We start from the raw sequence: 26,746 nt of genomic DNA on the forward strand, positions 1-26,746 counted from the left end.
CTTTATCCCCCCTTTTTAACTCGCCTATATATTGAACAACGCTTAAGGACAAAAGGTTCGCTTCCTGCGCGGCGTAAAGAATCATCAGTAATAGACTAGCACGCTTTTGGACCGGCAGCTCGAACTCAGACAAATCAAAAAAACGAGGTTTGCTATTCTTCCGAATAGCAAACCTCGCCTCATTTACCTGCTAGAATTCAATCAGCCTTCTGCGTCTGCCTTTTGCGCAGCCAGCTTCTGTCGATACGCCAGTGCCGGAAGTCCGCCCCAGCCCCAGTTGTCGGTGTCGACTTCTTCGATAACGACGAACGTCGATTCCAGCGGTTTATTCAGCACGTTAAGCAGCAACTCGCTTACGCCTTTAATGAGAGCGGCTTTCTCTTCGGCCGTCACCGCATCGCGATCGGGCGTCGTTCCCTCTCGCGTGACCTGAATGTTTACGATCGGCATAAATGATCTTCTCCATTCGTGTTTAATTTCCGCGCTACGCCGATATGTTTAGAAGCCGGCGCTTTGGCCGCCGTCCACATGAAGGATTTCGCCTGTTACGAACTGCGCCGAATCCAGGTACAGCACCGCTTCGACGACCTCTTGTTCCTCGCCCATTCGTCCCATCGGATGCAGCTTGGACAAGAATTCGTGCGTTTCAATTGCATGCATAGGCGTTTTGATCACGCCCGGCGATACGGCATTCACGCGGATGCCGCGCTTCGCGTACTCGATCGCCAGCGCTTTCGTCGCGGAGTTAAGACCGCCCTTCGTCAAGTTCGCGAGCGCGGAAGGCACTTGCTCCGTCGGCGAATCGGTTAGGCTTGTCGTGATGCTGACGATGTGGCCGACACCTTGTTTCAGCATTTGCGCAATCGCATGCTGCGTCAGATGGAAGAAGCCGGCCACGTTCGTACCGATGTATGTCGTGAATTCTTCCTCGGTATATTCCGTGAACGGCTTCGCGATAAAAATCCCCGCATTGTTGATCAGGGTGTCGATGCGGCCGAATTGCGCCAGCGCTTCGTCCACGAGACGCCGCGCGACTTGAGGTTCCGCAACGTCGCCGGCTACGATATGCACATGCTTGCCCGTAGGATCGATAAACATTGCGGCATCCGCCAGCGCTTGTTCGCGGCGTCCGTTGATGACGACGTTGGCGCCTCGCTTAACTAGTTCTACGGCCATTGCCTTACCCAGTCCGCTGCTGCCGCCTGTGATCACATATACTTTCCCTTGATTGCTCATCTTATGAACGCACCTCTTTTCTATTCATGGTCCTTCATTACGCGGCCGTTACGGATGTAACGGATCTAATGTGCTCGACGTATGCCTTGCTGCTTTGCGTCAAACGCTCGGGCGTCACGTCGGATGTGTCGTTAACCGCGAAGTGAGGCAGGTATATCGCGTTGATGAAGCGTGCGGTTGCCTGAATCGGCGCCAATATCTGATCCAGCGTAAAACGGTTGGAGCCTTGAGGCTGATAGGATTCGGTCGTGCCGTACGTCGAGATGGCTACGCCGATTTCTTTGCCGGTTGTCGCAGTCGCTTCCGGTCCGTAAGCCCAGTTGTACAGCAGGACCGTATCGAACCATTTCTTGAGAAGCGGGGGCATATTGTACCAAAAAAGCGGATATTGAAAAATGATGCGGTCATGCCCTTCGACGAGCTGCTGCTCGCGCTGAACGTCGATATCCTCGCTTGGATATTCCTTGTATAGCTCGTGGATCGTAATGTCGCCGTTCTTTTTCAGTTCTTCGACCCATGCTTTGTTCCAGTTGGATGCTTCCAAATTCGGATGCGCTACGATGACGAGTGTTTTCATTTGATTCGCTCCATTTCATTAGTTAGATTAGTTTGTTTGGTTTTCTTTGAAGAATGCCGCTTTTTGCATATAGATACTTTCCTGGTTTTGAACCAGCGGGCCATCCAGCTCCGAAAGACGCTTGGCTTCGACCCACACGGGATCCGCCCGGAAACTTGCGTAGTTCGCATTGCGCGTTTCGATGTCGGGATGCTCGACGACATAATATAGGCGGTTGTTCGCGTCGTTCGCATCCACCCAAAAATACTTGATCGGCATCCCGTGCTTTTCGAACAAGGCGACGACAAGCTGATCGAAGCGCGCCAAGATCGATTCCATTTTTCCGGGGCTGACCTCGTAGATCCTCATCTCATACATCATCCGCTCGCTTAAAGTCGGATGAAGCTTGGGAAAAAACGCAGCTTGCTTCATGTACGCGCTCTCGACGTACTCGTAAAGCACGCCGTCCGTTTCCGTCCGTTTTCTCGCCGCAAGCCATTCCGGATCTTCCATGAACGCTTTGTAATTCCGTTCTCTGGAAGTCATATCAGGATGCTCGAGCACGTAATACAAGCGGTCCTTGGACTCATCGGTATCCACCCAAAATTGAATGACTTTCATTTGATGCTTCGCGAATAGCCCCAACGTATCTGACTTAAATCGATCCAACATCGCCTGAAGCCGGCCCGGCTTCATCTGGTATGTCCGCAATTCGTATAGCATCTTTCTCACCCCTCCCTGATATCATATATGGTTTTATCTATCTACTAAAAGGTAGACAACAGTGTGAAAAAAATCCGCTTACCCTGTTACGATAAAGCGGATATGACGCCTTCGGCAATCATGTTGAACCGATTCGCATCCCGAAAGGTTCTCGCAAGCAGCTGCGCGCCTTGAAGCGAGGTCAAGATTTTGTGCGCTTGCGCCTGCGCCGTTCCTTTGAATTGAAGATGCCCTTCGCTGCGCCCTTGTTCGAGCACGCGTTCGACCCAAGTCAAGTTGGCGGTAAAGAATGCAGCCAGCTTCTCTCGAACCTTTTCCGTTAAGGTAGCCAGATCGGATGACAGCATGACGCTTAGACAGGTGCAGTACGTATCGACTGGTATGCTGAAAATCATCATGTACCTGCGAATTTTATCCAAGTTGTTTGTCGTCTCGCTGTCAATCTCGGCGATTTTCGCGACGAACTCCCGGTTGTACCTCGCAATCAGCGCTTCTGCCAGATCCTCCTTATTCGGAAAATGGTAATGAATGCTCGCCGTGCGTATGCCGATCTTCTCGGCGATGTGCGCATAGCTGAAGCCGTTAAATCCGACCTCCTGTACGAGTCCCTGAGCCGTATCGAGAATCAGCTCTGCCGTGTTTTTGTTGTTGTTCATGTTTGTATTCTACCTTTTAGTAGGTAAAGAGTCAAGCCGCTGAGCAAGAATTTTTTTACCATGTGAATCCAGGCTCTAAAGAGACCCCCTTATCGCCTAAGGGGGCCTCCATCCAGTTATCCAGTTATCCAGTTATCCAGTCATCCAGTCATCCATTCATTCATTCAAGCCTATCTTTATTTGTTTGCTTCACGTTTGCCGCTCCAGTGCCGCATCGTCGTAATACAATTTGCTTTTTTGCGAATTGCCGCTTAATAACCGGATGCCCACATACGCCGTACCGGCGGGGGCTTTGCCGATTACGGTCACGTCATTCCATTGCCCTGCAACGGCCGGAACGGGCTCATGCATCTCTCCCCCTGCAACGGTCTGATTGGCGCTGTCATAGAAGACGAGTACGAGGCTCCCGCTCGTCCCCGACGCCAGATACGATTTGGCAGAGGCACGATACACTTCTCCAGCCGAAGCGGGAAAGCGCCCGGAGTTTACTCCGTAAATGCCATGCGGCGTTCCGGTTTCCTTCACATCGTCGAGCAGCGCGCTTTGGCTTCCCGAATACGCTTGATCCGCAGAGGCTGCGGCAGGATTAGCTGCGACATACTGCGTCCAACCGGTTAGGCCGCTTTCGAATCCGGGATTGGTCAGCGTAAGAGGGACGCTCAACATACGAGTCAGCGTATACGTCCCTGGCGCGCCGGTAAAGTAGAGCGCCCCTCCCTCTTCGCTAACGAAACCGTAAGTTTCCACGCCATTTCGGGTTATTTTCCATGTACCGGCTTTCAGGTCCGTTACGACATGCTGCAGCGTTGCCAGGCTTCCTGTCGTCGTCAGGGTCACGATTCCGGACAAACGCTTCCCTGACGCGCTGAACAGGAGCGCGCGATCCGACACCTGTGCCCCTACCATTGCAGCGGCTTGTAGCTGCGTACCCACCGTGTGAGAAGCCTCCAGCTTTTGTATGGGCAGTGGCTGCGGCGCCGGATTCCCTACGCTATCCATCACTTGTATGACATTCAGGAACAGATCTTCTTTATGAGGCGCCGATGTATTCGGCGGCGTCACTTGGATACGCCATGCGCCCTGTTCATCGGACGTCGTCGTATACAGCGGCGCGCTCGGATAGTTCGTGCCGAATACGTCGAATTCGTGACCGGCTCCGCCCACCTTGTCGATCTGCGCATTGTCGGGGAGCAGGGTTTGGTTGACGAGTTTGCCGGTATCGCCTCGGGTCGTGCGGGTGATCGTCGTCGTCTTGGTCGATGGATTGACGACAGGCTCATCGATGCTGTGCAGGAGCCAATATTTCTTGAAACTCGGATCCGAGGCGACGACACGGTCGAAGACGATCATCGCCGCCGGATGGACGCCGCTCTTCAGATTCAGGAAGACCATCGACCGTTGATGCTGCTCCACCTTGTCGGTGTAGGCGAATGACAAGTCCCCTTTGATATACGTATAGTTCGGAACGACCGGATCAGGGCCAAAGGCGCGTCCCTGCACTTCCGCGAACTTGTAGTTGCTGCCGAATACGTCTTGCAGGGTCTGGGCATCGATGCCGGCACGCCCCGGACCTGTGTCGCGCCAGCGCTGTCCGCCGTCGTTGCCCGCCCATCGTTCGTTCGGATCCATGACGAGCATGGCGTTATGCGCGATGGTCCGCTTATGGTAATTGATGTCATGCGGACTATTGTAGGCGCCTCCGGACCCCTCATACAAGCCGGAATCGATGGCCAGCCCGCCTTTGTAATAGAGCTGGAAGCTGCCGAAGTCCAGATGCTCGTGATTGCCGAAGCGGCGGTTGCCGATCTTCATCTCCGCGACGACCGTCGGGGAATTATGGGTGGCGACGTCGACGGCGTCCCATCCGGTTCGCGCGATCATCGACGCTTCCGGATCGTTGAAGTAACGGCTGCGCGGAAGATCGATCGGCGACTTTGCTGCACGGTTATCCTTAAGGAATAAGATCTCGTAGATCGGCAGCTTGCCCGGCTCGTAGGTGGCGAGGAATTCATGGTTGACATAGGGATTGTCGAATAAGGAGGCCGCCAGCATATTTGTTGTCTGGTCCTTCCATACGGTGTCCAAGTAGGTATATACCGAATTATATCCGTCACCGTCCCGCAATCTCTGCCCGTCAGGCCGGCGGGAATAGATCGACTTGAACAGGACGTCGCCCTGGTTGCTGCCGATCGGATTGTTTAAGCCCATCCTCGTGAACAGCATCGACATCCACAGCTCGTTGCTGTAACGGGCTCCTGTGTAGGATTCCCCTTGGTGGTGAGATTCCGATGCGTAGAAGTAATTGCGCACGGGCACTGCATTGTTGTAAATCAAGGGAACGACCCGGTCGTAGACGTCGGGATGCTCGTCGTACACCGCGATTGCCGCGCCCAGCAAGTACCGGAACACTTGACCTTCTCCGCCGTGGCCGGTCCCTAACAAGTCGGATTGGAATATGGGAGTTCCGGTCGGATTGTACGCCATCTCCATGTCTCCGGCATATTGGAGGATGGCGTTATAGATCTGATCCCGCTCTTGTGGATTATCCAACAGATCGTGGCACCAATCATAGACCAGCGCCATCGTTTCCAATAAGGGACCTGTTATCCCATTATTGTTGGAAGCGGGATACTGGGCGGAGCTTGCGATATTTAGCGCCATGGCGACAGCCTTCTCGCCGCTCGCATGCGATTGGACCGGATCGAGCAGGTAAGCGAAGGCGTTCGCATTCGCATGGAGCAGCACCTCGCCGAGGACGTTGCTGCTATTCGCGGGAACGGCCGGCAGCTCCCCCAAGTCGGACGTTCCCATGCCCAGATTGACAGGCAGATAGGTGGAATTGTCCAACGAGACTTCGATATCGAACAGGTAAACCCGTTCCGTATCTTTGTAGAAGACGATATCCAGCGAATGGATATTCATCACGGATTGCAGATCGAGCGTGAGGGTCCCTCCGACAATCGGATTGCAGTAATGCGTAGCCGGGTCGTTATCGACGGCATTCGCCGGCGTTCCGGTGCAGGTGTAGCCGGGGCTTCCGGATGCCGAGACCGTCGTCGTAACCAGCTGGCGAGCTCCGCCCGATCCGTTCTTAAAGACGTCGATTTCGCGGATCGCGATGCCTTTCTCGCTGGAGGCCGTAACGCCAATGTTGCCGAGTCCTTTGAGATGGATATAGCGGGCTTGCTGGACGGTTGGAAAGGTAAACGTGTTGGTCGACGTTCCAAGCTCGCTTCGCGCCGTGTATCCCGGATCGCCGCGCAGCTTGTCGTACGCTTCGAAGCTGTCTTGGAAAAAAGGAATCGTCCGCTTGCCTTTAATCTTATCGATATCCCCTGGGCGAACGAACAGACGCGGGTGGCCCGAAGGAGGCTTCGGTATCGTCGTTGCGTTCAATACCGCCGGGGCGGCAGGCAGCTGCACGTTCGCATCCGTCACCGCCTCGTCGTACACGTACACCGGCTCCCGCGTCGTCACGCTGCCGGTCTTCTCCACCTTGACGAAGTATCGATCGGATGGCACCGCGGAGAACGAATATCTACCTTGGACATCGGTCGTGACGCTCGCTGCCTGTTGGTAAACCGCTCCATGATCCCTCTCGAGATAGAGTCTGACGGCAGCCCCTGCTGCCGGCTGCCCGTCGGACAGGTTCGTTACCGTTCCGGAGATCGTATGTTTCGGCGAATCGGGGTCTGCCGGCAGCGAAAAGTTCGCTGTCGTCGCAGCTGCGCCATTGACCACTTGAACGGAAGCGGTCTGCGTCACATAGCCGGCTCGGACCGCGCGAACCTTGTAGTTCCCGGCGTCCAGGACCGCCAGCTTGAACGCATTGTTCCCGTCCGAATAGGCGGAAGCCAGCACCTCGGTATAGCCGGTATCGTCGGCGTCATAGAGATTTACCTTAGCCCAAGCAGGGGGGCTGCCCGCGCCTTGAAGCGTTACTTGTCCGGAAATGACGCTCGACTTCTCCAGCTTCACTTCGTCGAAGTACACATTGCCGGTCTGGGATGTGCCGCTTAAGAGCAGGATGCCGACCTTGGACGTACCTGCTGGGGCTTGGAAGGTAGCGGTTATATCATTCCACTGGCCGATGACGTTCGTACCTATTGCATGTTCTTCTTTAATCGTTGCATTCGAGCTGTTGTAGAAGACGAGAGCAAGAATGCCGACGGCGCCTGACTCCGGATACTTCTTGACCGAGGCACGATAAATATCACCGGCCGTGGCTGTCACGCGCTGAGAGTTCACGCCGTAAGGGCCGGTTGTATGATGATCTGCGAGCAGTAAGCTCTTGCTTCCCGAGCTGGCTTGCGTCGTCGAGGATTCGGCGATATTGACGCTGCCATACGGCGTCCATTCCGTGAGACCGCTTTCAAAACCAGTGTTTCCTAGCGTGACGGGAACAGACGCTTCCGCCTCCGGCGGTATCGCTTGCGAAAACATGCTGGCGATAAGTAAAAAAGCCAAGCACCATTTAACCCTTTTGCTCATAATGATCCTCCTAATCGTTTTGAACTCGATTGAAGCAGGACACGAAGCTGAACCCCCTTCCCGATTATTGAAGAACGCGGTTTTCAGCCATATTATCCTGCAGCCCGAAGCGCAATCATAGGGGAGTTATATGACATGCATATAGGATTTTTGATGCGCATTACCGCTGGTGATGTTTTCGCCCATCCATATAATGAAAAAAGAAGCAGCTGCCGCGACGGCTAACTGCTTCCTGGTGAGTGCCAATTTCTAGAATCCGTAAACGCGAGCAAAAAAGGATTGGATTAACCCTGAAACCATACAGCTCGCTTCTTCAAGGACAAAGTGCCCGCCACATAATAACTCAAGTTCGACGCAGGTCAGTTCACTCGCAAGCGCATAGGCTCCCGCCAAGGTGAAGATAAAATCGTTTTTGCCCCAGGCAATCAAGGTCGGAGGCTGATAGGTTCGCAAGTACTGCTGCCATTTCGGATATTGTTCCACGTTATGCCTGTAATCATAGCCTAATTCCAGTTGAATGGCTGCATTTCCCGGCCGATCGAGAAATAACTGATCCATAACATATCCGTCCGGGCTAATTAAAAAAGGATTGCACACGCCGAAGGTATATTGCTTCCTCGTGAACTCAACATCGACAAGCGTGGCGAACGCTTTCTTGTTCTCGGGACTTGGATCCGCCCAAAGCGCCTTAAACAAATCAAACGGTCGGCCGAGCCCTATGGCATGGGCTACAGCATTCTGTATTACGAAACCCAAGACTTTCTCCGGATGCCGGATGGCCATTCGAAACCCGATAGGGCCACCATAATCATGACAATATAAAATATAGCGAGATATGCAAAGTCCGTGAATTAATTGTTCGATGACCAAAGAAAGGTGTTCAAATGTGTACGAGAAATGATCCACTGAAGGCATACTGCTGTTTCCGTATCCTGGATAGTCCGGTGCAATGACGTAATAGCGATCAGCCAATAACGGTATTAAATCCCGAAACATGTGGGAAGAACTGGGAAATCCATGAAGAAGAATCATAGCTGGATTCCTCGGATTTCCAGCTTCGCGATAGAAGACTTCAATTCCCTCAATGTTCATTTTTTTATACTGTATTGCCGCCGACATCCGTAATTCCCCCTTCTTGCAGGGTTCAATCCTCATAAATAAGTATGAACGATTACCTATGATAAGACCTTGAAGGTACCCTTGCAATTGGAAGTAATCAGGAAATATCGGCACCACCCTTTTAATTGTAAACCCGGCCGCCTTTATAGGTAGCCGGGTTCTCCTTATCGGGTTAGCTTGAATGGGCATTCATCGCCTCTGGCTTCACGTCAGATTTGAGCCATTCCGCCATCTACGAACAATTCGACGCCGTTCACATAACTGCTTTCCTCCGAGGCCAGGAACATCACGGCGCTCGCGATTTCCTCCGTCTGGCCCAGACGGCTTAGCGGAACGTTATCCTTAGCGGATTCAAGGACTTGGTTCAGGGCTTCGCCGAACAGATCGTCGTAAGCTGGCGTGTGGACCATGCCAGGGCTCAGTACATTGATGCGTATCCCGGTGCCCTTCAAGTCCATTATCCAGCTCCTAACCATCTGCCGGAGAGCTGCCTTGGTTCCTCCGTAAACGCTAAACCCTGCGTCGCCTATCGTGCCCGCCGTAGAGCCGGTCAAGATGATCGTGCCCGTTTGATTCGGAAACAGCGGCAATGCTTTTTGGATGGTGAACAAGGTACCCTTTACGTTCACGTCGAAGGTGGTGTCGTACTGCTTTTCCGTAATTTGTCCCAAGGGCAGAATGCTGCCCAATCCAGCGTTTGCAAATAGAATATCCAGCCGTCCTTTTTCTTGCTTTACCGTTTCATACAGTTTGTCCAGATCGTTTAGATTCGATATGTCGCCTTGTACGCCGGTAACCCGGTCACCGATCAATTTTACTGCCGCGTCCAGCTCGTTTTGTCTTCGGCCGGTTATGAAGACATGCGCCCCTTCCGCTACGAATCGTTGTGCCGTCGTGAGTCCGATACCGCTTGTTCCTCCGGTGACGACCGCTACCTTGCCTTCAAACTTTCCCATGTTATGATCCGCTCCCTTATCGTGTTTAATCGTTTTTGAATCTCTTTACGCGTTCCCCGGTTTTGCTTTTACCGAAGATTCACTTAGCAATCATAAGCCTAGATCCTTATTTCCTCAGTAATGTAGATTACCTAAACAGGCTGCAACCTATAGGAAATTTATAACTATGATTTAAATCAAGATAGCTCTTCCTTGGCTTTTTCGATATCAATCATGACCATTTTTCGCTTGGTAACGAGAATCCCCTCATTGGAGAGTTCCTGTAAAGTTAGGGATACCGCTTCTCTTGTAGCGCCGATCATGTTCGCCAATTCTTGATGAGTCAGCGGGATATCTATTTTCCGATATCCGTTTTCTTCCACGCTGAATTTTTTAGATAGTCGGTTTAAGAAGTAAAGCACTTTGCCTCGAAGATCTCTGAAGACCAGTTTTTCCGCTAATTCATCCTGTTCTCGCAGCCTTCTACTCATTTCCGACAAAAATCGCAAAGACAGTTCCGAATGTTTTCTTAAAAGCTGTTCGAACTGTTCGGTCGGCATTGTATAAATAATCGAATCTTCCATTGTTTCAACATAAGTTCCTCTTGTGCCTAGAGAAAACGTATCGACTTCGCCAAACATACCGCCTTCGCTAAGAATGCAAACGGTATATTGTTTACCGGCTGAATTGGTTTTATAAAATCGAAGCTTACCGGCGATTACGAAAGACAAACCGCTCTTCTCGTTACCGGGCGTTTGAATAATGGAGTTTTTCGGCAGCGTATGGACATGGGACCCGCTTGCCAACTGTTCGATATCATGAAGAGTCTGCGATGGAAGCGATTCGAATATCTTGATTTGAGACAATACGGATAATTTGTTTATGTCCTGTTCCATTTTTTCGTTTACTCTCCTGTCGAGGATACTTGGCATATCATAGATCTGATTTGTAGGATTGACTGCAGCGGATTGTTACATTCATCATAAACCACCAACATCTCCTCATCTGTAATCCAGATTACAATCGTTCTCCGTTAGAATTGAATTGAAAAAAAGCGATTGAACAGGAAGGCTTCCTGCTCAATCGCTTTTTCGTTTTGAACCTACTGCTGACGAGCCAGGTAATAGGCAAGTTGCTCGAACGTGCCGTCGAACCCATGCGCAACCATCGGTGCCATCGCGTCGAATGCCGACTGTTCATCCGTAGAGGCATTGAGCGGTCCGCCTTGCAGCGTCAGAACCGTCGTTCCCTCGTGCTCTTCGAGCGTTAGAATATTCAGTATCTCAAGCGGCCAGTTCGGATTGAAGGGTGCGCGAACGGTGTTGCCGTCTTCATCGGAAAAGGATTGGACCCATACCAGCTTCTCCGGCGCTTGCACTTCCCGGTACGCGAACTTGCCCCACATGGCGAGTTGTCCGTCCGGAGACTTCTGACAGCCGAGGAACAGGCCGCCCGGACGGACGTCCATCTTTTTCACTTCAAGCGAGAACCCCTTGGGTCCCCACCAATTGCCAAAATGCAACGGATCCGTCCATACCTTAAATACCAGTTCACGTGGGGCTTTAAATTCGCGCTTTAATAAAAGTCCCTGGGGGGAGCTCATTAAATTTCCTCCTTAGCATGTAAATAAATGAGATTACAGCGTGCTGGAAGCTTGCTTTAGAAGGTCTGACAGCAGCGCAAGATCCGGCGTGTCCCCTTCCCGTAATTTAATCCACTTCCGTTCGGCTGGCCCTTCGAATCCCTTCGGAAAGTCGATGCCGTTTGCATTCATGATCATGAACGCGATAGCGTCCTTTGAAGGGGAAATAACCGCGGCATAATGACCGTTTTTCAAAAAATGCGGTTTCTTGTACTGAATGCGTTCTTCGGCTTCCGGGATCGTACCATGGACCATGTCGCGTAGGGCAGAACCAAGTCCTCCCTGCCATACCGGCAGATTTTCGATGTAAGCCGTAACTTCCTGATTCACTTTATTTCCCCTCCTATTTGGAAAATCACTGCTTGTGGATTAAATATACTACTTACGGAATATTCCCGTCAAGGTATATATAAATTTTTCCTTTTTAGACCGGTTCCAGCTCGATAACATCTACCGGATAGACGGCGCAATGTCCCGTTCCGAGTTCGAGCGATATGCCGGTCCGGGAACCGCATTGGCAGTCGGCAGCCCCGCTGAAGTGGTTGAGAAGATTCTCCATCAGCATGAATTATTTAAGCACGATCGATTCATGATGCAATTGGATATCGGCGGAATGCCTTTCAGCCAGGTCGCTAAAACCATTGACTTACTAGCGTGGATAGTAGCGCCGGTCGTACGGCGCGAACTTAAGCGCTGATTACGCAGAATAGGAGAAAGCAGGCAGGCGGCCCGAGTTTATCGGCCCCTCTCTCCGTTCGTTCTCCAAGCGGTATCCGGCAAATCGCGGTTACTTCGGTTCGGCGTCGGTCAGGTTAGCGTGCATACCTTTCCTGCGGAAAAGAGAAACGACGAGGAGAAGCAAAGGCACGACAAGGAGAAACGGAACGGAATACAAAGGCCAGACGGTCTTTACGAATTCGACGACATCCAACTGGCTGGGATGCAGAAATGTCGAGAACAGCAAAATCAACAAGCCGACCGGCAACAAGTATACCCGGTGGTCCTTGCTCCGTATCGTCTGGGCGAAGGCGACCGATGTCGTCAAGAGGCAAACGGACAGCTTCGTAAATTCATTGAATATCCAAACGGTAAATACAAGCGGCTCGATCCTTTCGAAAAAGTCGCCTACCGAGATGTACATAAAGGAAGTATAACTCGGAAACAATTGCTCGCCCGCGATCTCCCCCAGCACGAAAATATTGACGAAACACGTAACAAGGAGAAGCCCGCCGCTAGCTCCGATGGCGCCGAGAACGGTACGTCCGACGAATTTCGTCCGGTTCACATAAGGAATAAGCATGGCGAATACGATCGTTTCTCCCAGCGGGACGGTAGCGATCTGTCCGGCTCCGAGCAGGATGGCGTGCCAGCCGTTGTCGAGGACCGGAAACAGATTATAGGGCTCCATATTCGGAATCAATAAAACGCAGCCTATAAACGTGGAGACGAAAATGAACAGGAGGATAATAAGCGAGCACCGGCTTATCACCTCAATGCCTTTGGTTGCGGTCCATACCGTAAGCACGACCATGACGATCCCCAGGACGACGGTCGGCGTTCGAGGCAACAGCACCGCAGAGGTCATATCCGTGAAATTTCGAAGCACGTAGCTGCCAAGATAAAATGCGTACCAGGCATATAACAGGCCGACGAGCTTGCCGATCCAGGAGCCAAGTATAAGGTGGGCGATTTCCACCAACGATTTTTTCGGATAGCGACGACAAAGATAAGCGTAAAGCCCATTGATTCCGAGTCCCGCAAACGTTCCGATCAAGACGGATATCCAAGAATCGTGCCCGGCCGCGTAACCGACCGGAAGCGTGAGCAAGCTGCCCACGACGAAAACGAGCATGAGGGCAAATAACTCCAAGTTCGAGATCCGGTCGTTGCGTCCGTAACTTCTCATGAGCCCTCTCCTCCGGTTCATTTAGAACATCATCCATTTTCTAATGAATAACGACGGACTAGGTACGGGAACCTTCAAGACCAGCAGAAAACCGATAGCGGCAATTGCCGCATACATCATCGTAACGAATAAAAAATCCTGTACATTCGCCTTCGTCTTCATGCGACGCAGCTGGATCGTTGCGATGATGCCTATGCCCAGCGCATATATCAGCCCTATGATCATCATTTCGCCTCGGTTCTGTCTTGCGTCAATGACCGCGTAACGATTCCGGTCCTGCGGAGTTTAATACTGGCCTTTACGGAAACTTCGGCGTCAGAGAACGCCCTGTCCCAGTCTCCTCGTACTTTTTTCCATGCGTTGGGTTGAAAACGGTGAAGCTTTAAGCCGATTCCGAAAATATCCGCTTTCCATTCGGCTTGCGCTTTCTTCACCGTACGCAGCGCTTGTCCGGCAATCGCTTCCTCAAGCTCCCTTTCGATGGCGGAGACGGTCTTCGGATCGTTCATATCCATACTTACGTTTGCTTCGTTGAGGACGCCCGTGCCGTTAAGTTCGATGCGTACGATGACTTTGCCGGCGGATATTGCCGTTACGATACGGCTGCTCGTATTGTGCAGCACCGCGCCGACGTTTCCTCCCGCGCGGAGCAATTTTTCCGCGACGATCGTTCGATCGAGCTTATTATTGATCCATTTCATGCTCCTCGTTTCGGTTTCGTTCAAATAACCGACAAGCCGGTAGTCTTTAAAGACGGCGGTCGAAGACAGCGAGTTTAATTGAATGAGGTTCTTCTCTTCCTCCGGCGAATCGGTTGATGATAGCAACTCGATCGCTCCCATGACCGGGACGATCCCTTCGTTGGCTTGAGTCATAAGAAAATCACGGAAGGTAACCGATGTGCCCGTCCCGGAACGTTCTAACTCGCGGACGTCCTCCGTCGGAATGCGTTCTAGCGGGTGATCGTTCAGGAGCAGCTTCGCAGCTTCTCCGCCCTTGGCGACGATTAAGTACGTTCTTAACCGGCTGCCAGGATCTCTTGAGTAATAATCCAAAATGTCTTTAATTCCGCTCCTTGCAAACTTCTCTCCGATAATTACGACTCTGCGGTGCCCTTTGAAAAAATGCCGGGACATCTTCATTTCGGTTTTTCTTTCCGCATCGTGAATGTTGAACCCCGTGGAGGATACGACATAATACGTTTTTCCAAGAATGCCTCCCGTCGATGTCTTTCCGCCTTCCCCGCCGCCGGCACCAGCGGATATGGGGATTTGGATGGATACCTTTAGCTCCCCTTTGTCCGTCCTATCCAGCGCCGTTGCCATAAAAAACGCAATATCGTTCATTTCGACCCGATCCCAGCATCCGCCGAGAAGCGGGACGATGAAGAGAACCCAGAGCAATCGGATGGCGGTCTTCAATTCTTCCCAGTCCCTTTCGATCGTGGACCGACTGAATGCGGCCTAAGGTAAAGCGTCCATATCGGAGCGCGGAATAAAGCGTCTTTAAGACCTTTCAGGCTTACGGGCGCCATCGGAAACAAGTAAGGCACGCCGAAGGATTTCAGTTCGCAGAGATGAACCAAAATAGCGAGCAAGCCGATCGACACCCCGTAGAGCCCGAAAACGCCGGCTAGCAAGATTAACGGGAAACGAAGTATTCGGAAGGCAAGCGAAAAATTATAGCGGGGGATCGTGAAGGATGCGATTCCCGTCAGGGAAACTACAATGACCATAGGCGCCGATACGATGCCCGCTTGGACGGCCGCCTGACCGACGACCAATCCTCCGACGATGCTGACGGCTTGACCGACTTGCTTAGGCAATCTCACGCCCGCTTCCCTTAAGCCTTCGAACGTAACTTCCATGATCAGTGCCTCCACCAGCGCCGGAAAGGGAACCCCTTCCCGCGCCGCAGCGATGCTCAGCAACAGATTCGTCGGGATCATTTGTTGATGAAAGGTCGTGAGTGCGACGTAAAGCGAAGGCAGCAGCAACGCGATCATGGAGAACAAAAAGCGGACCATTCGTATTAAATTCGCATAGACGACTCGCTCGTAATAATCCTCGCCCGCCTGCAAAAATCCCCAGAAGGTCATCGGCGCGCTTAAGACGAACGGGGAACCGTCCGTTAAGATCGCGACTTGTCCTTGCAATAAGGCGGATACGACATAATCGGGTCGTTCGGTCACGAGAAACTGCGGAAACGGCGAGAAAGGCTTCTCTTCGATGAATTGCTCGATGATTCCCGACTCCAGTATGGCTTCGGCTTGCATGGCTTCGATTCTGGATTTGATTTCCCGCAGGACGCGTTCGTTCTCAAGACCTTTAATATAAGCGATAACCATACCCGTCCGGCTGATCTCGCCAACCGTCAACGCGTCGAATTTCAAACGGGACGAACGGATTTTTCTGCGAATCAGGCTCGTATTGGTGCTCAATATTTCCGTGAAGGAATCGCGTGACCCGCGAACCGTGTTTTCTGTTGAAGGCTGCTCTACCGACCGGACGCTTCCTCCCGGCACGCTTACCGCGATCGATTCCGAGTATCCGTCCACGCACAGGAGCACGAGGCCCTTCAAGACCTCTTGCTCGATCTCATGAATTCGCGATATCCGCTTGACATGTCCGTTCGCGATTAAGCTCTTTTGGAGGAACGAGATGAATTCCGTATTATCGGTTGTCGTTGAAAAGGAAGAGTCGCTTGACGACATTAAAGGGCTTAAGATCGTTTCTTTCAGTTGCTTCTCGTCGACGAGTCCTTCGATGTAAATGAGCAGCGCATCGACTTCTCCGCCTATGCTGAACGTTCGAAAGACGACGTCGGAGCTATCGCTGAATATTTCTTGGAGCCGGATCTCCAGTTCCGCTAAAGACGATGACTGTTGTTCTGAATCTGATGGCGTCGGATTCGATCTCTCCACGTACACGCTCATCGATTTTCCAGATGCAAGCAGCTTCTTAAACATCGCATCCTACCTCTTTATTTTCTCATTCGGATTCGCAGCGTAGTTTCCACAACATCGACCCTTTTTATGTAAAGAATGGACGGCGACGAAACAAAAAGACACTTTCACCGGCGGTCTAAATTGACCGACAATGAAAGTGGCGGATGAGGCTTGGAACTTATCTTATTCTTTCACCTGCATCGCTTGCTTCAGCCTGCCTTGTCGGCCAGCCTCAAGATGGGCTTTACGATGCCAGGTCCCGTCAGCTTGACCTTGCTCTGCGCATGGGGGCCATCGACGGGACGGCGATGTCGGTCCTCATGGCGGGCAGCGCTGCCTCGTCGCCCAGATAGAAGCCCGCGAATCCCATTTGATCGTAGCCGGTATTCTTGTTCGCCACGCCGTTGCGGTACATCGGATCGTGCATCAGCGTACGTATGCCGTACTCCGTCGGCGACAAGGTCGTGACGATGGCCAGGCGGTTATCGCTGGCCCGGAGAATGAGTTCCTCGCGCCAGTCTCCGAACATGTCGGCCTTGAGCGTAGGCGTGCTCTTGTTGCCGGTTGACGTAAGGCCGGTCGCGAGATAAGGCGAGGTCGCGAAGGTCAGGTCGTCGACCGTGCTGATCGTGGCGTTGCTCACGGCCATGGCCGTCAAGCCGCCGCCGAACCAGATGGCATATTGGCCGCTCCCCAAGTTCTTGCTGCCGTTCAAGAGCTCTCCGGTAATCATGCTCCGCGCGCCGTTCTGCGAGTATCCCTGCGCGCCGGGCCATCGATTGGAAAAGTTCCCGGCCACCGCGCCTTCCGCGTCGCTGCCGGCGTATACGCCGAAGACAAGCGAGTTTTCATAGACCACCTTGCCCTGCTCGTTCAGCCGCTTGCCCTTCATCGGGTCGTGGGCCTCCGGGCCGGGCAGCCATCCGTACTGCTTGCCGTTGCGAATATCGTCCAGCAGGTGCTCCTCGCTGCCGGACCACATTCTGATGCTGTTGTTTTTGTCGACCGGGAGCAGCGCGCTGCGGTCGCCGTGGCGGAGCGGAGACCATACGTTCTGCGGATTGCTCCTGACCGCGGCGGTGGCGAATTCGAAGCTGCCGGCAACCGGCGGGACCCCAGCCTGCCCCTCGATGGTGGGCATGATGTCGCCGTTTAGCACCTTGGGCAGGATCATCTTCCCTTGGGCGTTCAGGCTAAGCACCATGGCTTTGATTACGATCTCGTCCCGGCCGTCGCCGTCGAGGTCGGCGGACTGGGTCTGATGGTTGCCGCGGTTCTGGTAGTCGTAGGCGGTGCCGCCCAAGGACCAGTACCGCGGGTCGGCCGAATCGAACGAGGCCTGAAGGTGGACCTTGCCGTTCACGATGTTAAAGGCGGCGAGCGTCGTTCTTGCGTAGTAACCACGCTGGGAGACGGCATAGTTGTGAATGCCGTCGAGGGCGGCAACGACGCCGACGTAACGGTTGGCGCGGTTGCCCTGCGCGTCGCCCCATACGGCGGCCTTCCATGGATGTTCAAGCCAATAGACTTCTTTCTCGGCCATGATCTGCGCTTTATAATCGCTGGACGAATTGCCGGCGCCGGGGCCGGGATAGGCCAGATAAGAGAAATTGCCGCGCTGGGATTCCGGCGTCATGGCCCAGTTCTCTCCATCCACGCTGCCCTCGTAGAGGAAGGGGTATTTTGCGCTGTCCACCAATACGCCCTTGCCGGCTTCGGCATCCCACTTAAAAGCAGAGAAAAACTCCTTGTCGTCTTTGGCGGGGCCGATCGGGCCGACGTGGTAGGTCTTAATCCACCGTTTGACGGCCGGATCGTTGACCCCGTCGTTGCCGTTTCCGGCTACCGGGCTGCGGTAGGAGATGGTGAAGCTGTTGAGGAGAGACCAGTACGTATCCAGCGCCTGTTCGTCGCCCGCGGCAAAGTATTCCTTGAACTTGTCCGTGGTCGCGTACAAGCCGTCCTTTCCGCCCACCACGGTGTCAAGGGTGTCCGGATAGACGACGGACTGCGACGCTTCGTCCCAGTTGCCGATACGGGTGCCCAGTGCGGTCTTGAGCATCAGCTCGGACTTGCCGTCTCCGTCAAAGTCTTCGCTGAACAGGGTGGTCTCATGGTCGTTGCCCGCTCTTACGTTGTAGCCCATGTCGACGCGGAACAGCAGGCTGCCGTCCAGTTTGTAGACGTCTATATACTCGGGAGCGGTCATGTTGTTGCTGCCGCTGAAGATCGGTTCGGAGTACATGGGGTCCTGCTGCGTGCTGCGCCACTTGACGACGATCTCGTATTCGCCGTCGCCGTCATAATCGCCCACCGTCATGTCATGGGTGGCGTATGCGGCGCTTTGCGACGTATATATCGCGCCCGAGTCGGTTTTCGCGTAAGGGAGCTTGGTGCCGCTGTCCAGTTTCTCTACGTACTTGATGAACTTGGCTTCCAGCTCGTCGTACAGGGCGTCGCCGATGATGCCGTCGTTCCGGAGGCGATGGATCGGCTGCCAGGTCTCCCGGTTGTAGCCGTTCAGTTTGTCGATCCATTCGTCCAGATCCGTATCGCTGACCGGCGTCTTGTTGTCATGGGGCTCACGGAAAGCCCTAAGCAGATCCATGTCCACGACGTACCAGTGCTGGCCTCCCGTATCCGGGATAACCATGTTATCCGCGGTCAGATTGGTGCCCGGGCCGAACCTGTACCCGCGGTATGTAAAGTGCGCGAGCGGTACGGGTGCCGGGGCCGGCTTCATCCGGATATAGTTCACGGCGCCCCTGCCGGCTTGGCCCGAGCTGCCGGCCAAAGCCGACAGCATGGGTACGGACAATCCCTGTCTCAACCCTTCGACGCCGTCGATGACCGGCGCCACTTCGTAGGCCGAAGTTAAGAGGCCGTCCGGATCCGTGTAGTTGGACGGGGTGACGTTTTCTTTTACGATGCCGGGATTGGTCTCGTAGTCGCTCTCGGGCTGTACATCCCGCGGGGCGACGGTGGCGATCTTCATGAACTCCGTTTCGCCGTCTTTGCGGTAGACGTTCCAAGCGAGGCCGTCGGGCTCGTCTCCGAGGAAACGCCAGCTCAGGAAGATGCCCTCCGGGACCTGGGCAGCGACCAAGCCGCGCGTCAGATACTCCATCGGACGCAGACCGGGCGCCGCGTCATCATTCGCTGCCGAGACGCTGGATACGAACAGGGACAGGCACATAGCCAGCGTCAGACACAGAGATAGGAGCTTGTGGAACGTCGTTTGCATTTATTATTTTCCTCCCTTTAAAAATAATGACGTGCCGAAAAGCATTATTGCACTTTTTAGAACAAGCATTCTTAAAGTGAGGTTCCATGATGCTAGGGTTTAGATGTGGGTAATGGCTGAGAGTCGCAATCGGGAATTACGCGGGTATGATGCCATGGTGGGGTTTAAAGGTTCGTTCGAGTATCCACAGGTAGAGGACCTTCATGCTCTACAGATTTGCAATCATGCGGTTCCCCCTTTCGTTAAGAAACTAGTTCTCGTATAAAAAGATACACACATGCCGGTCCAGGAGTAAGTTAAAAATCATACCTTTTTGTTCAAAAATCAGGGATGTATCGCCTTGCGTAGGCTAGATCGGCTTTCAGCACTTCATTTACGATGGCCCGCGAAGCGTCCCCCGTGACGGAAGCCTCCGCGACGCCTCTGTCGGTTATGATTTGCTGCACGGCCGAGCGGACCGACGACGCGTCTCGCGCCGTGCGAAGCGCATGACGATTTTCCCAGTAATCGGCGTTGCTCTGTTCCTGCCCGGGTATGGGCCGGTAGACGACGACGGGAACCCGCATGGCGAACGCTTCGGTCAGCGTGATCGCTCCGGCTTTGGTCACGATGCACGACGCAATAGCCATATCATCTTCCAGGTTGTCCGTGAATCCGATCACCTGCACGTCTGCGCGGTCGGCGTAACGCTGCATTAGACGGCGATAGAGCTTCGCATCGCGTCCGGCGACGAGGAGCAGATTCGCCGAGGGCTGGAGCGTTAGCAGTTCCTCGATCAGCCTCATACGGTTCGTTAACGCCCCGACCATGACGAGAACGTGGTTTTGATCGGGATCTAGGCCCTTCTCGCGGCAGATCTCCTGCCGGGAGCTGCGTCCCAATCGGAACTGCCTGCGGATGGGTATGCCCGTCACATGGATGCGATCCTCGCGAATCCCTCTATCCATGAGCTGCTTCTTTAATTCGTCGGATCCTACGAAATAGCCGTTCGTTCGCGGATGGACCCACCGGGTATGCAGATCGTAATCCGTGATCACGGTATAGGTGGGAATCGATATGCCGAAGGCTTCCATGACCGGGTAGACGGCGAGAAACGGAAATGTATGTATGATGACGTCAGGCTTGGTCGTTCGCAAGATCTGCGTGAATTTGCGCCGACCCAAGGCGTGCAGCCATCTGACGAGCGGTCCGTCGTGCTGCATGCCGTTCGTGACGCTGTAGCTCCACCCGTAAGCCTTCGGAAACCAGGTCATGCTCTTGGCGTACAGATAACGGAACAACGCATTCATCGCGGGATGCGCTTCTTCAAAAATATCGACGAGATGCACTTCGTTCTGCCCTTGCATCGCGAATTGCTGTTCCAGCGCCGTGGACGCTTGATAATGACCTTCCCCGAATCGGGCATACACGATCAGAACCGTCAATGCTTGATCCGTCACCGCTATTCCCCCTTGAAATTCGGAACTGCACTGGATTTCATGCTCTGACTCCCTTAATATAAGGTTCAATCCTAAAGTACGAATGAAGCGTTTCTTAACTACATGTAAACTGGAGAAAAACGAAAATGACCCTTCCGAATACGTATCGGATGGGTCCGCGTAGGAGTCGTTCTTATGCGAAAACGATATCCCTCCTCCACACCATTCCATATACAACGGAGCCGAGGAAGGGTTGATCGTTGACGAGGTAGCTGAATCAATCCGTTTTCCGGGGAAGGTCGTACCTGCGATATATCCAAATGGACAATGCGATCCAGAAGCCGCTGGCCAGGTAGCCGCCGAGCACGTCGCTCGGATAATGGACGCCCAGATAAATTCTGCTGATGCCGATCGACAGGATCAGCGCGCCGCTCGCCCATAACAGAATAAGTCGACCCCGCCATGCGGGAATATGCTTCCAGAGCAAGTATGTTAATATCCCATACAAACTGAAAGCGCCCATGGAGTGCCCGCTCGGAAAGCTGAAGCCGGTCTCCTCAATAAGCCGATGAAGATTTGGGCGGGCCCTGTGGAATGCGAGCTTCAGAATGACGTTCAATACCGGGGATCCGCATAGGACGAACGAGAACAAAATGAGCTCCCGACGATGCTTAAAGAAAACATATAAAATGAGCATGATGCATAATCCAATCGCCGCGACCGGCGCGCCAGAACCGATAAACGTGAAAATCTTCAGGCAATCCGTAATCCAAGGCGCTTCCCTCCGCTCAAACCAAGCGAAGATCGACCTGTCGAACGAATCGATTCGATGATCTCCAATGAGCACGGAGACGATGCCGAATCCTGCCGCAAATATCGCGCTCAAGAACCATGCTGCGCTAAGCTTAGCCGAAAATTTCATTTCGAACCGTCCCCTCTATGTCTAAAGAACGCAGATCACTTCATATGATTTGCATTTAGCGCCTGCTTGAACAGCCCGACATCGTTCTCTCTTAAGCCAGCAAAAAAACCGCAACGCGAGTTGCGGGTCGGCATGTTATACAAGTATAAGCCTTTTTTGAATTCCATTCCGCCAGTTATTTCGGATCCAGGCGATACAGCTCGCCTTCGGCCGAGGTCAAATACAGTTCGCCCTGCACGTCTCGCCCGAATGTCGTGATGTTCATCTCCGACTGCAGCAGCAGCTCGTTGCCGTATCGGCCATCCGTCATCTTCTTAAGCGCCCATATCGCACCGGACCCGTAGTCGCCATATACGTAGCGGCCCGCGAGCCCCGTTATCGCTTCCCCCCTATACACGTATCCGCCTGTCACCGACTGTCCTTCCTCCCGTCCGTAGGACCAGATCGGGTCGATGACGACCGCCTGCGCTGCCTCTGCTTCGCAGCCGCTCGCCGGCTCGAAGCAAACTTCGGCCTCCTTCAGATTCCAGCCGTAGTTGCCGCCGCGCACGATGATGTCGATCTCTTCGAACTGGTTCTGTCCGACATCCGCAGCCCACAGCTCGCCGCTCTCGGCATCGAAGCTGAAGCGCCAAGGATTGCGCAGGCCGTACGCATAGATCTCCTTCGCTCCCCCGCCCTTCGCGAATGGATTGTCCGCAGGGATCGCGTATGCTTTGTCGCCGTCCGTCTTGCCGACGTCAATACGGAGAATTTTGCCCAGCAGCGACTGCTTGTCCTGGCCGTTGCCCTGCGGATCGCCGCCGCTGCCCCCGTCGCCCGTTCCGATATACAGATAGCCGTCCGGCCCGAATGCGAGTTGGCCGCCGTTGTGGTTCGCATAGGGCTGCTTGAACGTCAGCAGCACCGTTCCGTCGTTCCCGCCGCCTGCGGCCGCCTGGCCGTCCTTCGGCATGCGGTGCCGTGCGATCACGGTATGCGTCTGCGTCGTATAGTTCACGTAGACGAACCCGTTGTCCTCGTGATTCGGGTCGAACGCAAGACCCAACAACCCTTGCTCCGATCCTTCCGCATAGACGCGATCGGTAAGATCGAGGACCGTTTCCGTCTCCCCGCCTTCGTCCGCCTCGTCCGTCCGCAGCGCGACGATGCGCCCAGCCTGCTCCGTTACGTATATTCGGTCTGCTCTCGCCTCGATCGCCGTAGGCCGATCCACGCTCGTTCCTTCGAACACTCGCGTCAGCTTCGCGCTCACCGGCCCCGATGCGCCGACTGAGCCCTCGGGATTCTGGCCGCTAGCCGGCACGCCCGACGGTTCCGTCCGCTGCTCGGATCCGATCGCCCCGTCCGTGCCGCTATCCCGCTCCTGCGCGCATGCGGACGTTCCCGCCAGCGCCAGCACCAGCAGCGCATACAGTACCCGCTTGTTCTTCATGTCGTCCCCTCTTTCAAATCGGATTCGACTTACAATAACCAGCGTATCATGGATGTACGCAGCCAGTCATCTTTGTACTCGTCTCTTCCTTACACCAAGTCGGATGCCGTACAAAAACAAGAAGGACCATCGGCTTAAGCCGACGGCCCCTCTGCGCTTGTTCCATCATTTCGTTTAAACCCTTAAAACGTATTAAATACATTTTCGCATTCTTGCACGGTCGGCTGATAAAAACAGTGCTTCTTCCATCGTCCTACGAGCGGCTGATTATACCAAGTTGGCGGACAGGGGCCGGGATTCTCGAACGATCCCGGACGGAAGTACCATAAGGAAAATTCGGCGGGCCAGCTCCGCTCCCCATTCACCGCCCGTTGTGCCAAACGGCGCTCCCTCTCTCTTGCGCCTTGATAGTACAATCCATGCTGCAGCGCTTCGAATGCATGCGGCTGGTTGATCATTTGGGGAATGGTCCGGATTCCTTTGAAATCGGAGCAATTCGCTCTTATGCGGTTAATGCCGACATTTCCAACCAGAAGCATGCCCGTTTCGCCTTCGGTCTCGGCTTCCGCCCGAAGCAACCTTGCCAACATATCAATATCCTGCTGCCTGGCTTTTACGACTGCCATGGGCTCACCTCTTTAGATTTCTAGGCTCATCATATTGTAGTTGATGCGGATGTGTTACTCCCTTCTGAGAGGTTCCTCGGAGCCCTCATCCAATATTTCAACGTAGCCTTCCGTTCCGTTCACGCGAATTCGCTGCCCGTCTCGTATCCTTTGGGTAGCGTTCTCCACGCCGACGATGGCCGGCAAGCCGTATTCGCGGGCGATAACCGCTCCATGCGTCATCAGTCCGCCCACTTCCGTGATCAGGCCTTTGATGGATACAAACAATGGGGTCCAGCCAGGGTCCGTAAAGGAGGTAACCAATATGTCCCCATCCTCCAGAATCGCATCTTCCATGCGCAGGATGACGCGCGCGCGACCTTCGATCACGCCGGCGGAGACAGGCAGACCCGCAATCGCATCGGCCGGAAGATGCTCTCGTTTATACGCGCCTGCAATGATTTCGCCGTCAGAAGTGATCACGCGCGGGGGCGTCAGTTTTTCGTATAATTTGTATTCGTCTTTTCGATCGCGGATGATCCGGTAATCCAGAGTATTCGTGCGTACGACATCGCGAAGTTCTTCAAAATCGAGGTAGTAAATATCATCGGCCTCGTGAATAACGCCCGCCCGCACGAGTTGTTCGGCTTCTTTCAGTAGAGCCTGCTTATAGACGAAGTAGCGACTGATCATGCCGTATTTGGGATATTCCCGATAACCGATGAAGTTTCGGATCAAGTCGATCATTCGTTCGGTCTCTTCCGCTTTTTGTTTGCCATCCGGCAATCGTTCCAGTCGATCTAACAACGATTGCCTTTTTTCTAGCGCTTCCTTTCGCCCTTGCTCGAATTTTCGAATGCCGGCATTCGGTTCAAAGTTTTTGACGTTATTGAGAATTATCGGGACCAGCGTTAACGGGTTTTCAGCCCAGCGCGTTTGGGTCATATCGATCTCGCCGGCACATCGCATTCCGTATTGAACGAGAAAAGCATGGATCGCGTCCGAAGCTGCCTGCCCGCCGTCAAGCTGAACGAGTTCATCCCATAAGCGATCGTCTTTTACCTGCCGTAAAAATTCAACGACTTCCGGATAGGGGCGAATTTCGTCTGCAACATCCATGAGCGCCAGACCCATCTCCGAAGTGATATTGTGGAGAACGGATTGAGATAGCGTGTCCGCCGCGTTTTTTTCGCCTAGCCATTCGTTCATTTTCTCATTGATCCAGGATGAAGCGTTCATGGCAGCCATGAACACGCGCGTACTCCGCGGGTCAAATAAGATCTCCTTTAATTCTTGAAGATCCTCCTGAATAAAATCCATTAGGTCCGAACCCGATTTCGTTTGAATATTTCGTTTCAACGCTTCTATCGAGGCCTGACTGCGCGCGATCAAATCACTAACGATTGCAGGATCGATTTCCAAGGGGGACGACATATCGGGTAGGGTTCTGCCGGGAGCCGGTTCTTTCTCCTCGCTCGATGACGATTTAATAAAATTCTCTCGTCCTAAGATGGTCATCAGAGCGTCTTTGATGAGCGGATCGTAAGCGCCGAAGGTATTTAAGAACCTATCTCTCTGGGCCGGCGAAGCCAGGATTGGGGTAACGTCGACGAACAGCCTTCCGCCGGCTTTAAGCATCGGTGCGCGAGTCGTCAACAAGTAAAAGGACAATCCTAAGGGTTTCATGGGATCGGTCATCATTTGTTGGTGCCCGACAGAGACGTAGACATGGTTTTCTTCATCATTCGCTGCCGGTATCGGGTACAAGGTCGTGATGGGTCGGCTCTGGACCATAAAAAATTCACCATCCGCCAAGCACCATTCGATGTCCTGGGGGCTATTAAAATGAGCTTCGATCCGCCTTCCGATGGCGGCAAGCTGCAAAACTTGTTGTTCGGTAAGGGTTTGCGCTTTTTGTTGATCCGTCTCAATCGGCCTTGTCTCTGTTCCGCCTTCTTTACGACCATAGACAGCCCATTCTTTGGGAGCTATCCTTTTATGGATGACTCTCCCTTCTTGAACCTTATAACCATCGGAGGATACCGCTCCTGAGACCAGCGCTTCTCCTAGTCCATAACCGGCCTCGATGGATAGCTGCTTTCGGTTGGACGTGACGGGATCGGCGGTGAATAATATGCCCGATACCTGCGGGAAAACCATCCGTTGTACGATGACGGACAAATACACTCGACTGTGGTCAAAGCCATTTTGCATCCGATAGACGACCGCGCGATCCGTAAACAAGGATGCCCAGCATTTGCCGATATGCTGTAAGATGGCTTCGATGCCGATGATATTTAAATAGGTGTCTTGTTGGCCGGCGAACGAAGCATGGGGTAAATCTTCGGCAGTCGCACTAGACCGTATCGCATAAGCTTGACTTTCGCCAATACGCGAGAGATAGCGAGTAACGGCACCCACAACATCCGAAGGGATTTTTGCTTCCATCACGATTTGTCGAATTTTTCTGCTGATTTCTCCGATTTGATCTCGGTCTTCTGCTCGCAGCAAGGAAAGGCGATCCACCAAAGTAAGATACGCTTCGTTTTTTTCGATCGCCTGTCGGTATGCGGCCGTCGTCACGCAGAATCCTTCCGGCACTTGGATGCCTTCCATCTTGGATAATTCCCCTAAGTTCAAGCCTTTTCCGCCAACGAGCATGAGCTGAGACTTTTCAATTTCATGAAAACCGAGAACGAAAGAACGCAATTCACTCACTCCTTTAAAATAATTTGCGTGAAGCGTTTGACAAGAGTCCGCCTGTCGTGGTAAGATTAATGTATAAGATGAAATACTTATGAATAAATGCATGATTGCGCTTGTTTTCTAATTGTATCATCGTGCCTGTTTATATGCAATTAAAAGAACCTGAGTTCATTCCTCAGGTTCTTTTTTTGATTTACGCCCCGAC

Annotated in this window: 22 protein-coding genes; 1 reads left to right on the forward strand and 21 read right to left on the reverse strand. The window is 53.3% G+C overall.

All coding sequences use genetic code 11. The features are described from left to right. Positions 1 to 201 precede the first annotated feature (201 nt). From PQG80_RS23570 to PQG80_RS23620, 11 genes are all read right to left on the reverse strand, one after another. Positions 202 to 450: a tautomerase family protein gene (locus tag PQG80_RS23570; protein ID WP_271754110.1), complete on the reverse strand. Its 249-nt coding sequence runs from the start codon at positions 448 to 450 to the stop codon at positions 202 to 204. Between the two features lie 48 nt (positions 451 to 498). After that, positions 499 to 1,236, reverse strand: a complete 738-nt coding sequence (locus tag PQG80_RS23575; protein ID WP_271754111.1) for an SDR family NAD(P)-dependent oxidoreductase — start codon at positions 1,234 to 1,236, stop codon at positions 499 to 501. A 37-nt stretch (positions 1,237 to 1,273) separates the two neighbouring features. Then, the gene (locus PQG80_RS23580; protein ID WP_271754113.1) at positions 1,274 to 1,813 is read right to left on the reverse strand and encodes an NAD(P)H-dependent oxidoreductase; all 540 of its coding nucleotides are present in this window, start codon (positions 1,811 to 1,813) and stop codon (positions 1,274 to 1,276) included. Positions 1,814 to 1,840: 27 nt separating this feature from the next. Further along, entirely contained in the window at positions 1,841 to 2,515 is a 675-nt protein-coding gene (locus PQG80_RS23585) for an NIPSNAP family protein (protein ID WP_271754114.1), read from the reverse strand. 86 nt (positions 2,516 to 2,601) lie between these two features. Then, positions 2,602 to 3,171 (reverse strand): TetR/AcrR family transcriptional regulator, encoded by a 570-nt coding sequence (locus PQG80_RS23590; RefSeq protein ID WP_271754115.1) that lies wholly within the window; start codon positions 3,169 to 3,171, stop codon positions 2,602 to 2,604. Between the two features lie 189 nt (positions 3,172 to 3,360). Then, positions 3,361 to 7,662: a carboxypeptidase regulatory-like domain-containing protein gene (locus PQG80_RS23595; RefSeq protein WP_271754116.1), complete on the reverse strand. Its 4,302-nt coding sequence runs from the start codon at positions 7,660 to 7,662 to the stop codon at positions 3,361 to 3,363. Between the two features lie 249 nt (positions 7,663 to 7,911). Beyond that, positions 7,912 to 8,781, reverse strand: coding sequence for an alpha/beta fold hydrolase (locus PQG80_RS23600; RefSeq protein ID WP_271754118.1), 870 nt, complete (start codon positions 8,779 to 8,781; stop codon positions 7,912 to 7,914). A 209-nt stretch (positions 8,782 to 8,990) separates the two neighbouring features. Next, positions 8,991 to 9,737: an SDR family NAD(P)-dependent oxidoreductase gene (locus tag PQG80_RS23605; protein WP_271754119.1), complete on the reverse strand. Its 747-nt coding sequence runs from the start codon at positions 9,735 to 9,737 to the stop codon at positions 8,991 to 8,993. A gap of 176 nt (positions 9,738 to 9,913) precedes the next feature. Further along, the gene (locus tag PQG80_RS23610) at positions 9,914 to 10,612 is read right to left on the reverse strand and encodes a Crp/Fnr family transcriptional regulator (protein ID WP_271754120.1); all 699 of its coding nucleotides are present in this window, start codon (positions 10,610 to 10,612) and stop codon (positions 9,914 to 9,916) included. A 206-nt stretch (positions 10,613 to 10,818) separates the two neighbouring features. Next, complete coding sequence (locus tag PQG80_RS23615; RefSeq protein ID WP_271754121.1) at positions 10,819 to 11,319, reverse strand: SRPBCC family protein; 501 nt, start codon at positions 11,317 to 11,319, stop codon at positions 10,819 to 10,821. Positions 11,320 to 11,352: 33 nt separating this feature from the next. Further along, positions 11,353 to 11,688 (reverse strand): DUF1801 domain-containing protein, encoded by a 336-nt coding sequence (locus PQG80_RS23620; RefSeq protein WP_271754122.1) that lies wholly within the window; start codon positions 11,686 to 11,688, stop codon positions 11,353 to 11,355. A gap of 139 nt (positions 11,689 to 11,827) precedes the next feature. On the opposite strand from PQG80_RS23620, the gene PQG80_RS23625 reads away from it, so the two are divergent. Beyond that, positions 11,828 to 12,055, forward strand: a complete 228-nt coding sequence (locus tag PQG80_RS23625; protein ID WP_271754123.1) for a hypothetical protein — start codon at positions 11,828 to 11,830, stop codon at positions 12,053 to 12,055. Between the two features lie 90 nt (positions 12,056 to 12,145). On the opposite strand, the gene PQG80_RS23630 is transcribed toward PQG80_RS23625, so the two are convergent. The 10 genes from PQG80_RS23630 to ppsA all read right to left on the reverse strand — a co-directional run bounded on the left by PQG80_RS23630 (position 12,146) and on the right by ppsA (position 26,544). After that, the gene (locus tag PQG80_RS23630) at positions 12,146 to 13,285 is read right to left on the reverse strand and encodes a GerAB/ArcD/ProY family transporter (protein WP_334219845.1); all 1,140 of its coding nucleotides are present in this window, start codon (positions 13,283 to 13,285) and stop codon (positions 12,146 to 12,148) included. After that, positions 13,286 to 13,489, reverse strand: a complete 204-nt coding sequence (locus PQG80_RS23635; RefSeq protein WP_271754126.1) for a hypothetical protein — start codon at positions 13,487 to 13,489, stop codon at positions 13,286 to 13,288. It lies immediately after the preceding gene. Continuing rightward, the gene (locus PQG80_RS23640) at positions 13,489 to 14,685 is read right to left on the reverse strand and encodes a Ger(x)C family spore germination protein (RefSeq protein ID WP_271754127.1); all 1,197 of its coding nucleotides are present in this window, start codon (positions 14,683 to 14,685) and stop codon (positions 13,489 to 13,491) included. The genes PQG80_RS23635 and PQG80_RS23640 overlap by 1 nt, the downstream gene beginning before the upstream one ends. Continuing rightward, positions 14,682 to 16,232 carry a spore germination protein gene (locus PQG80_RS23645; protein ID WP_271754128.1) on the reverse strand — a complete coding sequence of 517 codons (1,551 nt, stop codon included), beginning with the start codon at positions 16,230 to 16,232 and terminating at the stop codon, positions 14,682 to 14,684. The genes PQG80_RS23640 and PQG80_RS23645 overlap by 4 nt, the downstream gene beginning before the upstream one ends. A gap of 241 nt (positions 16,233 to 16,473) precedes the next feature. Then, positions 16,474 to 19,455, reverse strand: coding sequence for a rhamnogalacturonan lyase family protein (locus tag PQG80_RS23650; RefSeq protein ID WP_271754129.1), 2,982 nt, complete (start codon positions 19,453 to 19,455; stop codon positions 16,474 to 16,476). 317 nt (positions 19,456 to 19,772) lie between these two features. Further along, positions 19,773 to 20,894 (reverse strand): MGDG synthase family glycosyltransferase, encoded by a 1,122-nt coding sequence (locus PQG80_RS23655; RefSeq protein ID WP_271754130.1) that lies wholly within the window; start codon positions 20,892 to 20,894, stop codon positions 19,773 to 19,775. 256 nt (positions 20,895 to 21,150) lie between these two features. Next, a complete protein-coding gene (locus tag PQG80_RS23660; protein WP_271754131.1) occupies positions 21,151 to 21,795 on the reverse strand; it encodes a phosphatase PAP2 family protein in 645 nt (214 codons plus the stop codon). A 175-nt stretch (positions 21,796 to 21,970) separates the two neighbouring features. Then, positions 21,971 to 23,230: a PQQ-dependent sugar dehydrogenase gene (locus PQG80_RS23665; protein ID WP_271754132.1), complete on the reverse strand. Its 1,260-nt coding sequence runs from the start codon at positions 23,228 to 23,230 to the stop codon at positions 21,971 to 21,973. 182 nt (positions 23,231 to 23,412) lie between these two features. Next, entirely contained in the window at positions 23,413 to 23,856 is a 444-nt protein-coding gene (locus tag PQG80_RS23670) for a cell wall hydrolase (RefSeq protein WP_271754133.1), read from the reverse strand. Between the two features lie 54 nt (positions 23,857 to 23,910). After that, complete coding sequence (gene ppsA, locus PQG80_RS23675; RefSeq protein WP_271754135.1) at positions 23,911 to 26,544, reverse strand: phosphoenolpyruvate synthase; 2,634 nt, start codon at positions 26,542 to 26,544, stop codon at positions 23,911 to 23,913. Positions 26,545 to 26,746: the final 202 nt, after the last annotated feature.

The sequence above is a fragment of the Cohnella rhizoplanae genome, from assembly GCF_948329515.1.
GTDB lineage: Bacteria > Bacillota > Bacilli > Paenibacillales > Paenibacillaceae > Cohnella > Cohnella rhizoplanae.

Coding starts and splice junctions, on each gene's coding strand:
- PQG80_RS23660 (WP_271754131.1), bottom strand. CDS start 21,795: ATGAAATTTTCGGCTAAGCTTAGCGCAGCATGGTTCTTGAGCGCGATA.
- PQG80_RS23645 (WP_271754128.1), bottom strand. CDS start 16,232: ATGTTTAAGAAGCTGCTTGCATCTGGAAAATCGATGAGCGTGTACGTG.
- PQG80_RS23580 (WP_271754113.1), bottom strand. CDS start 1,813: ATGAAAACACTCGTCATCGTAGCGCATCCGAATTTGGAAGCATCCAAC.
- PQG80_RS23670 (WP_271754133.1), bottom strand. CDS start 23,856: ATGGCAGTCGTAAAAGCCAGGCAGCAGGATATTGATATGTTGGCAAGG.
- PQG80_RS23575 (WP_271754111.1), bottom strand. CDS start 1,236: ATGAGCAATCAAGGGAAAGTATATGTGATCACAGGCGGCAGCAGCGGA.
- PQG80_RS23650 (WP_271754129.1), bottom strand. CDS start 19,455: ATGCAAACGACGTTCCACAAGCTCCTATCTCTGTGTCTGACGCTGGCT.
- PQG80_RS23615 (WP_271754121.1), bottom strand. CDS start 11,319: ATGAGCTCCCCCCAGGGACTTTTATTAAAGCGCGAATTTAAAGCCCCA.
- PQG80_RS23570 (WP_271754110.1), bottom strand. CDS start 450: ATGCCGATCGTAAACATTCAGGTCACGCGAGAGGGAACGACGCCCGAT.
- PQG80_RS23590 (WP_271754115.1), bottom strand. CDS start 3,171: ATGAACAACAACAAAAACACGGCAGAGCTGATTCTCGATACGGCTCAG.
- PQG80_RS23585 (WP_271754114.1), bottom strand. CDS start 2,515: ATGCTATACGAATTGCGGACATACCAGATGAAGCCGGGCCGGCTTCAG.
- PQG80_RS23595 (WP_271754116.1), bottom strand. CDS start 7,662: ATGAGCAAAAGGGTTAAATGGTGCTTGGCTTTTTTACTTATCGCCAGC.
- PQG80_RS23635 (WP_271754126.1), bottom strand. CDS start 13,489: ATGATCATAGGGCTGATATATGCGCTGGGCATAGGCATCATCGCAACG.
- PQG80_RS23665 (WP_271754132.1), bottom strand. CDS start 23,230: ATGAAGAACAAGCGGGTACTGTATGCGCTGCTGGTGCTGGCGCTGGCG.
- PQG80_RS23600 (WP_271754118.1), bottom strand. CDS start 8,781: ATGTCGGCGGCAATACAGTATAAAAAAATGAACATTGAGGGAATTGAA.
- PQG80_RS23625 (WP_271754123.1), top strand. CDS start 11,828: ATGTCCCGTTCCGAGTTCGAGCGATATGCCGGTCCGGGAACCGCATTG.
- PQG80_RS23610 (WP_271754120.1), bottom strand. CDS start 10,612: ATGGAACAGGACATAAACAAATTATCCGTATTGTCTCAAATCAAGATA.
- PQG80_RS23605 (WP_271754119.1), bottom strand. CDS start 9,737: ATGGGAAAGTTTGAAGGCAAGGTAGCGGTCGTCACCGGAGGAACAAGC.
- PQG80_RS23630 (WP_334219845.1), bottom strand. CDS start 13,285: ATGAACCGGAGGAGAGGGCTCATGAGAAGTTACGGACGCAACGACCGG.